General features: G+C 35.3%; 12 protein-coding genes. 4 read left to right on the top strand and 8 right to left on the bottom strand.

The annotated features are described in order from the left end of the window. Positions 1 to 226 precede the first annotated feature (226 nt). Both NF27_RS04600 and NF27_RS04605 read left to right on the top strand, forming a co-directional pair. Positions 227 to 2,962 (top strand): flagellar hook-basal body complex protein, encoded by a 2,736-nt coding sequence (locus NF27_RS04600; protein ID WP_039456340.1) that lies wholly within the window; start codon positions 227 to 229, stop codon positions 2,960 to 2,962. 206 nt (positions 2,963 to 3,168) lie between these two features. After that, positions 3,169 to 3,807, top strand: a complete 639-nt coding sequence (locus NF27_RS04605; protein WP_068982006.1) for a protein-L-isoaspartate(D-aspartate) O-methyltransferase — start codon at positions 3,169 to 3,171, stop codon at positions 3,805 to 3,807. An 11-nt stretch (positions 3,808 to 3,818) separates the two neighbouring features. Here NF27_RS04605 and dapF read toward each other — a convergent pair whose 3' ends face one another. Further along, the gene (gene dapF / locus NF27_RS04610) at positions 3,819 to 4,613 is read right to left on the bottom strand and encodes a diaminopimelate epimerase (protein ID WP_204367866.1); all 795 of its coding nucleotides are present in this window, start codon (positions 4,611 to 4,613) and stop codon (positions 3,819 to 3,821) included. 203 nt (positions 4,614 to 4,816) lie between these two features. Between dapF and NF27_RS04615 the strand changes: the two genes are divergently transcribed. Together NF27_RS04615 and NF27_RS04620 are read left to right on the top strand one after the other, a co-directional pair. Beyond that, positions 4,817 to 7,618 (top strand): hypothetical protein, encoded by a 2,802-nt coding sequence (locus NF27_RS04615; RefSeq protein WP_039456347.1) that lies wholly within the window; start codon positions 4,817 to 4,819, stop codon positions 7,616 to 7,618. A gap of 68 nt (positions 7,619 to 7,686) precedes the next feature. Further along, positions 7,687 to 7,878: a hypervirulence associated TUDOR domain-containing protein gene (locus tag NF27_RS04620; protein ID WP_039456350.1), complete on the top strand. Its 192-nt coding sequence runs from the start codon at positions 7,687 to 7,689 to the stop codon at positions 7,876 to 7,878. Here NF27_RS04620 and NF27_RS04625 read toward each other — a convergent pair. The 7 genes from NF27_RS04625 to NF27_RS04655 all read right to left on the bottom strand — a co-directional run bounded on the left by NF27_RS04625 (position 7,875) and on the right by NF27_RS04655 (position 14,973). Beyond that, positions 7,875 to 8,741, bottom strand: a complete 867-nt coding sequence (locus NF27_RS04625) for an ABC transporter permease (RefSeq protein ID WP_039456352.1) — start codon at positions 8,739 to 8,741, stop codon at positions 7,875 to 7,877. The two genes, NF27_RS04620 and NF27_RS04625, sit on opposite strands and share 4 nt — an antisense overlap. Beyond that, complete coding sequence (locus NF27_RS04630) at positions 8,741 to 9,508, bottom strand: ABC transporter ATP-binding protein (protein ID WP_039456355.1); 768 nt, start codon at positions 9,506 to 9,508, stop codon at positions 8,741 to 8,743. The genes NF27_RS04625 and NF27_RS04630 overlap by 1 nt, the downstream gene beginning before the upstream one ends. 5 nt (positions 9,509 to 9,513) lie before the next feature. Then, positions 9,514 to 10,500, bottom strand: a complete 987-nt coding sequence (locus tag NF27_RS04635) for an ABC transporter substrate-binding protein (protein ID WP_039456358.1) — start codon at positions 10,498 to 10,500, stop codon at positions 9,514 to 9,516. A 204-nt stretch (positions 10,501 to 10,704) separates the two neighbouring features. Continuing rightward, a complete protein-coding gene (locus NF27_RS04640; RefSeq protein WP_039456362.1) occupies positions 10,705 to 10,917 on the bottom strand; it encodes a hypothetical protein in 213 nt (70 codons plus the stop codon). 112 nt (positions 10,918 to 11,029) lie between these two features. Further along, on the bottom strand, positions 11,030 to 11,971 hold the full coding sequence (locus NF27_RS04645; protein ID WP_039456365.1) for a DMT family transporter: 942 nt from the start codon (positions 11,969 to 11,971) through the stop codon (positions 11,030 to 11,032). After that, a complete protein-coding gene (locus NF27_RS04650) occupies positions 11,964 to 12,998 on the bottom strand; it encodes a DMT family transporter (RefSeq protein ID WP_039456368.1) in 1,035 nt (344 codons plus the stop codon). The genes NF27_RS04645 and NF27_RS04650 overlap by 8 nt, the downstream gene beginning before the upstream one ends. Then, entirely contained in the window at positions 12,979 to 14,973 is a 1,995-nt protein-coding gene (locus NF27_RS04655; RefSeq protein ID WP_039456372.1) for an ATP-binding protein, read from the bottom strand. The genes NF27_RS04650 and NF27_RS04655 overlap by 20 nt, the downstream gene beginning before the upstream one ends. Between the last annotated feature and the right edge of the window lie 3 nt (positions 14,974 to 14,976).

Consider the following 14,976-nt stretch of genomic DNA (forward strand, 5'->3'; position numbering starts at 1 on the left):
ATTTTAAAATAAAATTTATACAGTTAAAAATCCATGCAAAGATAAATCTCCCTACCTGCAGGAAGAAATAAATTCTGATGAATATGCGGTTAAAAATACTGAACCTGCATTAGTTAATGAAAATTATGAATTTTAAAAAATAATAATATGTATACTACCGATTTTTTTGAAATTGGCATGTATATTGCTTAATAGATGTTATATAGATTACAGATAGGGGGAAATTATGGGTAATCAAGCTATTACAACGGCGGTAACAGGGTTATCGGCTGCTGAGAAATCGGTTTCGTTAATAAGCGGAAACATAGCTAATGAGCATACGGACGGTTATAAAGCATTCCAACAGATGCTAGGCTCAAATGCTAATGCGGACGGGAGGTCAAGCTCAGGAGTAACGGGTTATATTAGAGCAAATATTGATACACAAGGTAGCATGAAAAATACCGAAGTATCAACTGATATAGCTATAAACGGAAACGGTATGTTTGCAGTCGGTGATGCTAATGCAGGGGGCGGTAAGAATTCAATATTATTTGCACGAGCCGGCTCATTTAGAGCAGATGAAAAAGGGAATTTATCATTGCCCTCGGGAGAAGCACTGTTAGGATGGTCATTGGATGATGCCGGTAATATGCCTCCGGGTGCAGGAACAACAGATAGCTTAAGTCCTGTAAGTATTCAGCAACTAGTTTCTCAAGCGACTGCTACAAGTAATATTACATTTAAACCGAACCTTAATTCTACCGAGATAGTAACCGGTGATAGGCAAGTAACTATTGATATAGCCAATAGCGGGTCTAAAGCTTCACCTCATAATGCATTTATCAAAGCAAAAGATGTTCTTTATGCAAACCCTGCTAACTCATTAAAAGTAGGCGAAGGTTTTAGCGTTACTATGCCGGTATTGCAAAGTGACGGAAAAACATTAAAAATGACCCCGACACATTTTACTTACGGTGGATTTTCTCAAACTAACCTTTTAGGAGATGCGGGCGCGGATTTAGTAGGAACGGTAACTGATAATATAACGATTACAGTCGGGAACAATACGGCAACCCTTACTAGGGGTGCAGGAACTACTAATTTAGAAGTTATGCAAAATGTAGTTAATCAAATTAACAATATATATAACACATTTTTAAGTGCCAGAATTGTAAGTGAAGGGGGTAATTCTACAATCCTTATATCTCCGCTTGATGCTAACCAGGCGATGAATTTTTCCGGTACCGGTGATTTACAATCAAAATTAGGATTAACTACTAATACTACAGCAGGCGTTAATAGATTTGCTTCATTACAAAACATTACCGACGCATTAAATAAAATTACCGGGATTGAAGCAAAAGTAAGTAGTGGCGATAATGCGGGTATTACTATATCTTCTGCAAAAGCAATGTATCTTGATAACTATCAGCCGCTTGGAGCAGGAAGTGATTTCCTTTCGGAATTTAATATTACTCCCGGATATATTGATTCATTGTATAACCCGTATGATTTAAATAATAATATGGCTAATGGAGCATTTATTCCTGCTTATAAAGAAGATATAGTTATATATGATGCAATGGGTAATGCTTATAATTTTGTAGTAAGCTTCCTTAAGATAGGGGTTAACTCATGGGCTTCCGAGGTTTATTCTTTAGATAAAACCGTGATAAATAATGGAAGAACTGATGGTTTAGTGCAGGCCGGAATAGTGAATTTTGATAATACCGGCAAATTGCAAGGCTATGTTCAAGCTGTACAAAGCACAACCAGCACCAATATTTTAAATCCCGGTACATCACTTGGGGCAACAAACGGCCAGAATATGACCATTCAAAGCGGTACTACTACTCACGCTTTCACCTATGATGAGGCAATAGTTACCGGCGCTACCACATTAGGCGCAGGTATTACTCTTGTTGGTACGGCTACCGATACTTTAGACATCAGTGTCGGCGGAGCGACTTATAATTTTGCGAGGGGAGGCGGTGCAACCAATTTAGCCGTATTAAATAATATAGCTGCACAAATTAACTCAACTAGGGGAGAAAATGCTTTAAAAGCAACAGTTAAAAATTTAGGTGCTGGCAACTATGAATTGAATATTAGTCCAACCGATATCACTAAAGATATTACTATTGCGACAACTGCATTAGGAACTGACCTTGGTATTCTTAATACTGACAGCATATTAGCTGACCCTGCGCGATATAGTACTTTATATGAATTAGCTGAAAGGATTAATGAAACTTCGTCAACTACAGATTCTTTAAAAGCATCAGTGATTCTAAACGGCGCTGGTTCATACCAACTTAAGATAGAGCCGGTTAATCCTGCGTCTTATCTGACATTCGGCGGTACGAGTGGAGTAATTAATACTCCACTCGGAACCGGTGCAACTGATACCATATTCTCTGCTTTAGGCCTTCAAAATACAAATACTGCAAAGGAATTAGCAGCATTAGGTGAGTCAGTAACTATTAATTGGTCTGATTCTATCAAAGCTGCTCCTAATGTGGTAACCATTAATTTCGGTTTGCCCGGTGACCCTGAAGCAATAAGCCAAATTAATCAGGATTTTATTGTAAGAAAGAAAGAAAATGATGGTGCAGTAACCGGTGAACTGAGTTCTATTGAGATTGATAGGGAAGGTAACATAGTTGCTAATTTTACTAATGGAAAAGTAAGGAAAATATATAAAATAGCAATTGCTTCTTTTACTAATTATAATGGACTTACTGCAGTTTCAGATACCTTATTTACCACAAGTAAGGATTCTGGTGCGTTAGATTTAAAACAAGCAGGTGGAAATGGTGTAGGTGAAGTAAGATCAGGTACATTAGAAGGTTCAAATGTTAATGTTGCTGATGAGCTTGCTCATCTGATTCAAGCGCAAACTTGGTATCAGGCTAATGCTAAAGTAATTAATATTGCCAATAGCCTTTTTGACGAACTAATCCATAGAACTTACGCTTAATATTATACAAGAGCTTATCAATAAAAGGTAAGCTCTCTTTAAAAAAACTGCTTCTAACCTTTGCAAGTTAAAACTTTTATTAAATCCTATTTTATATAAAATATTTAAAGATAAATTATTAAGTATTTCTTATTTAATTCGTGTTTATCATAAGTATTCTCAAAATTGGTAACTTAATTTTATTAAGAATTATATGAGGTTAGGCAATGGAATATAGCGAAAGCATTTTTAAAGCTTTACGAGAACAGCTGGTATTAGATGAGTTACAAAGCCAAGGAATAAATAATCAAAATGTTTTAGATGCAATGCTTAAGGTTCCAAGACAAGAATTTGTTCCTGAGCAAGAAAAGCATTTAGCTTATATAAATACTGCATTGCCGATAGGTTATGCTCAAACGATTTCACAGCCATTTATTGTGGCAACAATGACTCAAGCGGCAAATTTAGATAAAGATTCCAAGGTACTGGAAATTGGTACCGGAAGCGGTTATCAAGCTGCAATTTTAGGTAGTATATGTAAGGAAGTTTATTCAATAGAAGTAGTTGAGCCGTTAGCAAAGCAAGCTATACAAATACTGGAAAAATTGGGATATAATAACATACATATTCGTGTTGGAGACGGATATTATGGTTGGAAGGAAAAAGCGCCGTTTGATGCTGTTATTGTTACCGCAGTTATTTCAAAAGTACCGGAGCCGCTTCTTTTGCAACTTAAAATCGGAGGTAAGCTTATCATTCCCATTGGTGAGGAATATGGTGACCAGGAATTGTTTGCAATCACTAAAACAAATAAAGGCTACAAAACTACATACCTAATGCCGGTTAAATTCGTACCTTTTACTTAAAAATAAGTTTATTAGAAACTTATTTGGCCTTCAAAACACTTAACTGCCGAACCGGTCATTAACACTTCTAAATCTTTGGTTATTTCTATTAATAATGTTCCGCCCGGTAAATCAACCTTACATTTATTATTAATTAGCTTTTTAGTATATGCAATAACAGCAGTTGCACAAGCGCCGCTTCCGCAGGCAAGGGTTATGCCTGCTCCTCTTTCATACACGGTAAGAGCAATGTGATTATTATCTAAAATATGTGCAAAGTTAACATTTACCGCTTGAGGAAATAGTTCATGGTTTTCAAAAAGCGCACCATACTTAGCAACGCTTTCAAGCTCTAATGGAATTGAAGAAAAAAATACTAAGTGAGGATTACCCATACTAAGTGCAGCTCCTTGTTGAAATCCTTCTATCTCAAAATTTAAATTTAACGGGTCAACCGGAATGGAGAGCGGAATTTTATCCCAAGCAAATTCAGGTTTACCCATATTAACCGTATACCGGGGTTCATTACTTAAAGAAGGCAGTTTCTTAAAAAATAATAATCTTTCGCCTACTTCAATTGCACCGTTATCTTTACCGGTCAAATCAGCTACACATCTTGCAGCATTTCCGCAAGTCTCCGCAGCTGAGCCGTCTGCATTATAAATAGACATTTTTATATCCGCTCTATCAGAATTAGAAAGTATTATAAGTTGATCAAAGCCGATTCCCTTGTTCCTGTTGCTCATTTTTTTAATAACTTGGGAAGAAAAGCTTATCTTTCCCTCTCGCTCATCGAAGATAGCAAAGTCATTGCCAACACCATGCATTTTTATAAAATTAAACATTACGAGTATATAAAGGTTTTATTTTTTTATATTAGCTTTTTGAGAGAGAAGCAAGGTAATAGACTTTAGTTATAAATGGTTAGAAGAAAGTATAATGCCAGCCTTTATATTGGTATTTTTAGCCGGTTAATTGTTTATTAACTAATTTATTTTAAAATTAAGAAATAATCAATACGGGAAGAGTTATGAAAGGCGGTGGAGATAAAAATAGATATGCGACAAGCTATATTGCGGGCGATGACGGTATAGCTTATGCTATAAATATGGCTTATCCAAAGGAAATAATGGAAGATGAGCTTAAAAAGCGGATTGAGCTTGGGGTAAGACCTGAAGGTCAAGATCCCATAGCATGGATGGTTAGAAACAAGATTCCGTTGGTTGTAGCAACAAACCCTAGAACTATAAAAGATCCTATAAGTTGGGCAGTCGATAATGAGATGGGAATTGATGGAAATAACCCTGTAGTTTGGGCAATTGATAATGAAGCGCAAATTGACGGAAAGGCTCCTATAGAATGGGCAATTGAAAACAAAAAGACAATTGAGAATACGGACCCTATAAAGTGGGCAATAATAAATGATAAAAAAATTAATCACCAGAGCGCTGTAATATGGGCAATAATAAATGATAAGCCGATTGAAGGCAAATCTCCTATGGAATGGGTAAGTACTCAAAAAGAGTTTCAGATAAAGTCGCTGATGGGTGAATCTGTGGAATTAGCTATAAAAGAAAGTAGAAAGATCGGAGGAAAAGATCCTGTAATTTATGCAATTGAGAATAATATTAAGATTGATTCAAAATACCCGATGGATTGGTTATTAACAAAAAATAAAAGAATTAGAGGGGAAGACATTAAAAGGGATTCTACGATTAATGGAATCGATGCCATAAAATGGGCAGTTGAAAATGATGTAAAAATTGGAAATAGATCAGCTTTATTTTGGGCAGTTAGTTATGAGCACAAAATAGAAGGAAAAGATCCTACAATTTGGGCAATTGAACAAGGAGTAAAAATAGAAGGAAAAGACCCGCTTGCTTGGGCTGCCAAAAGAGATAAGTGGATTGATAGGCAAGAACCTATTATCTGGGCGATAAAAAATAATAAAAAAATAGAAGGAAAAAACCCTATCATTTGGGCAATTGAAAATGATGTTGAATATGGGACAGCTTTAATTTGGACGGTAAATAATAACGTACTAATTAATGACCAAGACCCTGTAGAATGGGCATTAGCTAATAATCATAATATCCCGAAAGTACTAATAATATTTAATAAAATTATTAACGATGGAGTTATTGCAGATAAAGATAATGAAATATTTGTTAAAAATAATAATAAAATCCAAGGTAAAACTCTTATAGAACTGGCAATAGGAAAAAATAAAAGCATTGAAGGGAAGGAGCCCTTACAGTGGGCAGCTGAAAGGGGATTAAAGGTTAATGGAAAAGATGCTATAGAATGGGCGGTTGAAAAAAATAAAAGCATTGAAGGGAAGGAGCCCTTACAATGGGCAGCTGAAAAGGGATTAAAAATTAATGGAAAAGATGCTATAGTTTGGGCAATAGAAAAAAATAGAAAGATTGAAGAAAAGGAGCCGTTACAGTGGGCAGCTGAAAAGGGATTAAAAATTAATGGAAAAGATGCTACAGTTTGGGCAATAGAAAAAAATAAAAGCATTGAAGGGAAGGAGCCGTTACAATGGGCGGTTGAAAATGATGTAAAAATTGAACAGAAGGATGCTATAGTATGGGCTATAGGACAACCTAAAAAAATTGAAGCAAATAAATATCTAGATAATTTAGCAGAAACTGCAGTGCTAAGGGCAGTTGAAAATGATGCAAAAATTGGCGGCCAAGACCCGATAGATTGGGCGTTGAGCAATTCTATATGGCTCGAAGATAAGAACCCGATAGCATGGGCAGCTGAAAACAGAAAGCAAATTAATAATAAAAACCCGATAATATGGGTTGTTGATAACAAAAAGATGATAGAGAATAGGGATCCTATAAGATGGGCGGTTGAAAATGGTGTAAAAATTGAAGAGCAAGATGCTTTAGAGTGGGCGATTGAAAAAATACAAAGAATTGATTCCATGGATCCTATGGAGTGGGGTAAGGAATTTAAAGTAGAAAAAGGAAAAGAAGAAGCTTTAAAAAATGCTATTAGAAAAGGTAATAATGTTGATGGAAAAAATGCAATTGTTTGGGCAATGGAAAATGATCAAATAATTGCCGGGAAAGAACCTATATTATTTGCTTTAAAAGATTTACGTGATTCACCGCGCTACTATGATAAATTTATTATAGAATTTTGTGCCGCAAAAGGGTATGATTTATTATTAAAAATTGCGGAAGAGTATTCTTCAGTTAAAGCAGCGGGAAGAGAAGAAGATAAGGAATATTTAACGAAACTCAGTGATTTACATAAAATTATAGTTAGAGAAAAATCTATAAATCAAAGTGCACTAAACATAATTGATGAGGATAGTGCTTTAGGGAAAATGTTGCGTTCAAACAACCCTAAAACAATAGCAAGATTAATTGAAAAAGAAACGGCAGGTTTTAAAGAAACTGGGGGTATAACATTATCTTACGAACATATTATGGAGCACTGTAGCTTGGAATTAATTGATAAAATTAGAGAAGTTGGTGAAGTTCTGGAAAGTCGAAAAGATGGTAAGCTACAAAGTATAAAAGATGGATTAAATGCTTTTATAAATAAAGCAAAGATCTTACTCGGTATAGGGCACGGCATAAAGGATGAAGAACTGGCAGCAGCAGTTAAAGATCTGGCTGAGATAGCAAAAAGAGATATTAACCTCTCATCGGGGGAAATTAAGAATGAGAGTATGACTGAGCAAAAAGTAAAAAGTTTCGTGGATAAAGTTAGCTCATCATCTGGGCGAATAAATAGTGAAAAAAGAGAAAATCTATCTCAGGTAAGCAAATTGGAGAATTCCTCGGTTAGTACCGGGCACTGCTTATAACCCGCTTGCTTTTAATGATAAAACCTGATTTTATAGAGCATATTATCTTCAAATCAGGTTGAAAGAATATGACAACTCAATTTAAAGTAGGGGATAAGGTAAAGTGGAAATTTGTTTACGGGGAAACCGAGGGTGAAATAATAGAGGTACTTACCGAAAATCTTAAGACATCAGCTAAACCGGTAACCAGGTATAAAGTTAAAAGCTCAAAAACAGGTAAAACTGCTATCCATAAAGCCGAAGCTCTAACAAAGATTTAGAGCTTCGATTCCCTTCTGGCTGCTTTACAGCCCAAAGTAATTAGCACTATGAAACCGGTGACTAATTTGAGATCAGAAGGAGCAAACCCGATTGCAAGCGCTAAACCTTGAATTTGCTGATAGATAAGTGCTCCTATTATCGGTGCACCTACTACCTTGTGCATGGAATCAGTGCCGATCACACTTTCACCGATCATAAGTGCGGCAAGCGCATGTATAACTATCCCGATCCCCATTCCGATATCAGCATATTCCTGAATCTGTACGGTTAAACTCCCGGCTAAGCTTGCTAATGCATTGCCGGCAAATAAACCTAACATAATATATAAATTAACATTAGTACCCTGTTTCTCTGCAAATTCAGGATTTAATCCGACTGAACGAAACCGTAACCCTTTTTCAGTACTTAAAAAAAAGTAAGAAAGAGCAGCAATAATTAAGCAAATTAAGAGCAAGATGCTGATCTTAAGAAGTAGTGTTTGGGAAAAGCAGCTAAATAAACTGGGTTGATCAAATAACGCTATGTTCGGCTTACCCATAAGCCTTAAATTAACACTATAAAGCATGGTACTTAAAATTATTCCTGCTAAAAGCGTATCGATTTTAAGGCGGATATGTAAGAAAGCAGTGATTATACCTATTAATCCTCCGAATAATACCGCTGTAGCAGTCGCAAGAATCGGGTTTACTCCTAAAATAATAAGCGAGGCGTATACTGAGCCACCTAAGGTATAAGTACCTTCAGGGGTGAGATCGGCGAAATTAAGCAACCTAAAAGCAATTGCGATACCCGTTGCCACAATAGCAAGTAATAAACCTTGCTGTAATCCTGAAGGGAATAAATCTATAAAAACACTAATCATCACTTAACTCCCGTTAAAGTGTTATCTTCATAAGTGTGAAATAAGTCGAGCAGTTTAGTTATAGTTAAAGCATTCTTATCTTTATAATTAAAGTCTTCGACTATTTTTCCTCTATGCAGCATGATTAAGCGGTTGCCGTACTTTATTGCATCATTTAAATTATGGGTGATCATAAGAGTGGTAATTGCATTTTTCTCTACTAAGTTTGCCGTATAATCCATAAGAAAAGCTGAAGTTTTAGGATCAAGGGCGCTGGTGTGTTCATCAAGCAGGAGCAGGGAAGGGGGAGAAAAAGTTGCTGCGATAGTAGCAATCACTTGCTTTTGTCCACCTGATAAAGCTTCCATTTTGGTATCTAAAAACCTTTCTAAGCCTAAATTTAACTTTGTTAACTGCTCTCTAAGCTTCTTTGTTTTTCGTTTGTAAGGAAGAAGAGTGCTTGCTTTGCAACGCATCTCACTCAAAGCTAAATTCTCAAGCAATGTCATTTCTTTTACTATGCTTTTGTTAGTATCTTGAGTAATACTGTTTATAAGCTTAGCACGTTTATAAATACTCAAGTTAGTTAGCTCTCGGTTATGCAGTTTTATTGAGCCTGAATCAACTTTATAATCCCCTAGGATTACTTTAAAAAGCGTGGATTTCCCGGAGCCGTTGCTGCCAATCACTATACAAAAATCATTCTTATTTAATTTTAAATTAATCCCTTTTAATATCGGTTCGCAATCAACATTAAATGTCTTATATATATTTTTAATTTCTAACATAAAACTTACCTCAAAATCTCAACGTGCTCAATATATAGAGGTAAGGTGATACCAAGCTTATCAGCTTTTTGTTTTGATACAAAGCCGCTATGATCGTTTTTGCTCGGGTATATCGGAGCTATATTTTCAACTTTTTCTCCGGCTAGAATTCTACCTACTATTTGCGCGGTATTTATACCGACTTTAGTATAATTAACCCCGTAGCTACCCAATAATAAGTGCTTCTTTACTGCGCCCGAATCAGCATTGATAACCGGTATTTTCATTTGATCAGCTGAAGAAATAATCGCAGGCAGTGCCGGCTGAATTATCCCGCTTACCCCGACATATATAAAATCTGCCTTATCTTTAAAAGTGCGCATTCTGAAAGGGATATCCTTAGTCTGTTCAACCGGTACCAGGAGAATTTCCATATTATGAATTTTAGCAGCTTCGCTCATCATTTTAACTAATGCTAAGTCATTTGCCTCACTTGTTAAATAAAGCATCCCTACCTTTTTAGCATGGGGTAATAATTCTTCGGCAAATTTTAACATGAGCTTAAGGTCTTGCCGGTCTGATGCTCCGGTAATGTTATTCCTTGTATCAGGACTATTATTAATTAACCCTGCTTCGATCGGGTCAGTGATTCCGGTGAAGATAAGCGGGGTATCTTTAAAAGTACTTTTAGCTGCCTGAGCGACAGGAGTAGTAAGAGCTATCACTATTTTCGGGTTAGTGGCTTTTAACTTGGTTAACATCTGCATAATAAGAGTCGGCTCAAAATTTACATCTGCTATTTCAAAGTTAATCTGCTCACCTTCTTTAAAGCCAAGCCGCGATAGTTCGGTTTTTATACTTGAAATAATTTCGTGTAAAGATGAATGAGAGCCATAGTTAGCAATCGCAATAACCGGTAAGTCGGATTTTTCTCTTTGTTTGATAAATAATGAGAAGCAAATGAAGAAGATAACTATAGTAGCAGTTAGTAAATAACGTTTGGTTTTAAACATTTGAGTATCCTTTTATAAGTATGAATTTAATAAATAATCGGGTTAAACAGTTAGCTACGCCAACGCCACCATATTTTCATTAAATTATTAACTTTGAAGGACATCTTTTTAAAAATTAAATAGTATAATTATGCATATCATATCATATGTTATAGCAGGTAACAACACAATAAAATTTAGATATTGTTCTTTATATCTTTAAACCTAATCCCCACCTACACCAGGGCCTCTATCTTTGCTTTCAGTATCAGTGGTTTTATCATCGGCATGAGGGTCAACCTCTCTTTCAACTTCGGCTTCTTTAACATAAGCAGCGTATTTTTTAGTGATTGGCGGTATAATATTATTATCAGTGGTTTTAGCTTCTTTTGTTTTTTGCTCTGCCGGGTTTTTTATAATTGGGGTATTAGAAGTCATGCAGTACTCCTTTTAAATAAATAATAAATATTATTAGTTAAAAGACATGCCGCATAATATCCAGGTAAATTAAATTATATTTTAACTCGCCAATTAAATATATAAAAGGCAGTTAATCTGCTTTTGCACCTGAGCTTGCTATTTTTACTTCAATCACAGCCGGCGTTTTTTTATACTTTCTTCTTGCTTCGTACTGAATTAAATACAACCCTCCTAGGGTAATTATAAAGTAGCCGATCAACGAAAACCTATCCGGCACTTCACTAAATATAATATAACCTAGTATTCCGCCGAACACTAATCTGGTATAGTCATAAGGCATTACGGTAGAGATATCGGCATATTTAAATGCTTTAAACAATGCTGCGGAATGAATAAGATAACAAATTGCAAGAATTGCTAAATATTTAATATGCCAAAATTGAATAGGCTCCCAGGCTTGAAGAGCAAGAGGAAATGAAACTAGCGAGGAAACTAGTGTTACATAAAATAGCTGCCCTTTAGATCGCTCGGTTTTTCCTAGAACTTTTATGGTTATATTATTTCCTGCCCAAAAGAGAAGCGCCATGAAGAGATAAACATAATATCCGTTAAACTCTTGAAAGCCGGGTTTAATAATTAAAAGAGTACCTATTAAACCGCATAAGATGAATACGATTTTAGCAATATTAAGCTGTTCTTTAAAGAATATTACCCCTACGAAAACAATTAAAGCTTGCTCTAGGAAAGTAATGGCTGCTGCATCAAGTACATTTAGCTTCGATAGAGCAAAAAAGAAGCATAAAGAAGCCATGATGCTAAAGGTTCCTCTTGCAACATGAGTCCCCAATTTATTAGTTTTGAGATTTTTTTTAATCCCTCCTACAAAGCACCAGGGAATAATTGCAATAAGGATTGCAAATTTATATAGAAAAGCCACTTGGTTAGGGTGTAAAGTATGCATAAGTTTTTTAGAAACTACATACAATCCCGACATAGCGATTGCATGCACAATCATAAGCAATATTCCGGAACTTACCTTATCGTTTTTTAATTTAGTTTTTATTTTATGCATGCTCGTATTCCTCATTCAACTGCTCAATTTGATGTTGTATTTTTTTCTTCTTTCTACGTTTAGCTTCGGATCTTATCAAGATAAGACCTGAACCTACAATTAAGAGATATCCAATGTACGATACGGTTTCCGGAGTTTTGTCAAATATATAGAATTGTAAAATTCCTATGAATACAATCTTGCTGTATTCAAAAGGAATAACAGTGGATATTTCAGAGTATTTAAATGCCTTAAAGAAGGATATATTATGTATAAAGTAACAAAGCGCAATTACTGCTATGTATTTAAACAAATCAAAATCCAAGCCGATTTCTTCCAAAGTAATTAGCCTGTTCGGTGACCATATCTCTAGTCCGGCTAAGTTATTAATTCCCCATTCGATAAAAGCAAAGGGGAAAGCAAATATGCATGAGAAAAGAGTCACATAGAATAATTGAGTTTTAGTTTTCTCGGTTTTACCCATAACTTTTACTACTATACAATTCAATGTCCAGCAAGCTACCGCAAGTAAAGTAAATAAATAGAAAAAATTAAATTCTTTAAACCCGCCGTTCTTAAAGATAACCGGTATAAAATCGTCTTCAAACTTAAGCAGATCGGGATAGAGGATTATCGATGCCCCAATAAAGCTTGCAAATACGCAGAAAATCTTACTTTTAGTTGTGGTTTCTTTGAAGTAAAGCATACCGATTGCAACCAATAAAACCTGTTCTAAGTACCCCAAAGCTGTTGCATCAACCAGATCCACATATTTTAAGGCATACATATATGATAATGAGCCGCAAATGCTTAAAAATCCACGTATGAGATGAAGTTTTATTTGATCGGTAGCTATGGATTTAAATCCGTTTTTAAATATCCAAGGTAATATGGATATCAGTATAAGAAATTTATAAAAGAAAATTATCTGATTTGTGCTTATATCCTTAGATGCAAGTTTCATAACTGCGTAGAGTATTGCTAAAGCAGCCGCATTTAAGACCATAAATAAAATTCCATATATATTATTATGCTGGTTTGCTTGCATGATTCTCCTCATTTAATAGGTTGTTATGAAATAACTTTAAAGTGAAGCTAGCTAAAACTCCTTCTTCGTTATTTTGTATTGAAAGTGTGCCGCCGTGATCTTCTACGATTTTTTTAACAATTGAAAGCCCGAGGCCTGTGCCGGTAGATTTTGTGGTGATATAAGGTTCGGAAATTCTATCAATAAGCTCGAGCGGTATACCTTGGCCATTATCTTTTATAAACACTTTTACCAAGTTTAAATCCTCACTGATTTGATAATATATATGAATTTTAGGCCTGAAGGTTTGGTTTTGAGCTTTTGCTTCAATTGCTTCATTGGAATTCTTTATAAGATTAAATAAAACTTGTGTTATTTGTGCTCTGTCGCACTTTACATAACATTCTTCCAAAATATTGTCAAATTGATATTTTATATTTGGGTTAATGCTTTTTTGAGAAAAAATTACTTCGTTGATAATTTGTAGGAGATCATATCTTGCAAGTTTAGGGGAAGGAATACGCGCAAACCGGACAAATTCCTCTACCATCATACCAATATCCGAAACATGCCGGGTAATGGTATCTACATACTTTGTAAAGAGCTCAGGCTCGGATTTAATTTCTTTTAAGAATTTTCTCTTTAGCTGTTCGGCTGATAAATTAATAGGAGTAAGAGGGTTTTTAATTTCATGTGCAATTCTTCTGGCCACATCTGCCCAGGCGGCTGATCTTTGAGCCGCAATAAGTTTGGACATGTCATCTATGGTAATAATGAATCTTTCCAATTCCTGCTTAATATTAAACTCGGTTCCGATTCTAACAAACAGATAGGTTTTTTTATCTCCTCGTTCGAGGGTAATATTACCTTCAATAAGTTCTTGAGAGGAAGTAGAAGCTTTTTCCAAAAGTTCTGATATTTCGGGAAGTGAATCCTGGTAAGGTTTGTTTATAATCTTAGTTTCTTCTTTCTTTAAAAGTTTGGCAGCTGATTGGTTACAGAGTGTTATTAAACCTTTAGGGTTAATAACCAGAACGCCGCTCGAAACTTCGGTTAAAATTGCTTCTATGAACCTTCTCCTTTCATCTATAATATCTTTTGCACTGATAAGTTCATTAGTTTGCTCGGCAATTTTCTTAGTCATACTATTAAAAGCTTTGGCAAGAACGGCAGTTTCATCTCTAGCATGTTTTCTTTCGGGAACTCTGACGGAAAAGTCCCGCGCTTTAATTTTTGAAGTGGCCTCAACTAATTGGTTAATCGGGCGGGAAATAATATTTGCTAATTTTACTGCTGTAATGATTGAACCAAGGCATAGAATGATAGTGATAACAACAAAGGCAACTTCAAGCTTTACTTGAGTTCTATCTTTATCTTTAAGCATAGTTTTATAAAGATTAGCAGAACCTTTCGTTGTCGCTAAATAGTTAATAATTTCACTATCTACGTACCTTCCGACTAAAAGGTAGGTATCGATGAAGTTATCCAGCTTTATAATAGCTCTTACTTTATCTTCCTGCTCGGAGCTGATTATTATAAGTTTCCCGGTACTTGCCTCTTTTAAAGTCTCCTCAGGTAGTCTCTCAAAGGTCAAAGAAAAACTTAAATAGTTTTTACCTAATACTTGAGTAGGAGTAAAAACCATAGCTTCGGAAAGGTTCCTAAGCTCCGCTTCTTTATTTAGGAGTATGCTGAAATACTCCGGGCTTTCAGATAGTACCACCTGGTTTTTTGCAATACTGTTTGTAATGCCTAATATATCAGCTTTAATACTGTCTTTATGCTCCTTTAAATAGAGTTCCGCAATTTTAACGGTTTCCGATATTGCAAAGCCGATTTTATCATTAAATAATTTTTCTACGCCTAAAAAATAATAAATGAGTGCAAAAACTGCAACCAGAACCGTAGGTGTTATGGTAACTAAGCCACCTACTAAAAAAACTATTTTTCTTTTTAAAGTGGTATCGGAAAGTTTTCTGTAAAAGTACTTAAACACAAT

Source organism: Candidatus Jidaibacter acanthamoeba (assembly GCF_000815465.1).
GTDB classification, from domain to species: Bacteria; Pseudomonadota; Alphaproteobacteria; order Rickettsiales; family Midichloriaceae; genus Jidaibacter; species Jidaibacter acanthamoebae.

Excerpts from the sequence above, each read along its gene's own strand:
- NF27_RS04600 (WP_039456340.1), top strand. The coding sequence starts at position 227 with ATGGGTAATCAAGCTATTACAACGGCGGTAACAGGGTTATCGGCTGCT.
- NF27_RS04605 (WP_068982006.1), top strand. The coding sequence starts at position 3,169 with ATGGAATATAGCGAAAGCATTTTTAAAGCTTTACGAGAACAGCTGGTA.
- dapF (WP_204367866.1), bottom strand. The coding sequence starts at position 4,613 with ATGCATGGTGTTGGCAATGACTTTGCTATCTTCGATGAGCGAGAGGGA.
- NF27_RS04615 (WP_039456347.1), top strand. The coding sequence starts at position 4,817 with ATGAAAGGCGGTGGAGATAAAAATAGATATGCGACAAGCTATATTGCG.
- NF27_RS04620 (WP_039456350.1), top strand. The coding sequence starts at position 7,687 with ATGACAACTCAATTTAAAGTAGGGGATAAGGTAAAGTGGAAATTTGTT.
- NF27_RS04625 (WP_039456352.1), bottom strand. The coding sequence starts at position 8,741 with ATGATTAGTGTTTTTATAGATTTATTCCCTTCAGGATTACAGCAAGGT.
- NF27_RS04630 (WP_039456355.1), bottom strand. The coding sequence starts at position 9,508 with ATGTTAGAAATTAAAAATATATATAAGACATTTAATGTTGATTGCGAA.
- NF27_RS04635 (WP_039456358.1), bottom strand. The coding sequence starts at position 10,500 with ATGTTTAAAACCAAACGTTATTTACTAACTGCTACTATAGTTATCTTC.
- NF27_RS04640 (WP_039456362.1), bottom strand. The coding sequence starts at position 10,917 with ATGACTTCTAATACCCCAATTATAAAAAACCCGGCAGAGCAAAAAACA.
- NF27_RS04645 (WP_039456365.1), bottom strand. The coding sequence starts at position 11,971 with ATGCATAAAATAAAAACTAAATTAAAAAACGATAAGGTAAGTTCCGGA.
- NF27_RS04650 (WP_039456368.1), bottom strand. The coding sequence starts at position 12,998 with ATGCAAGCAAACCAGCATAATAATATATATGGAATTTTATTTATGGTC.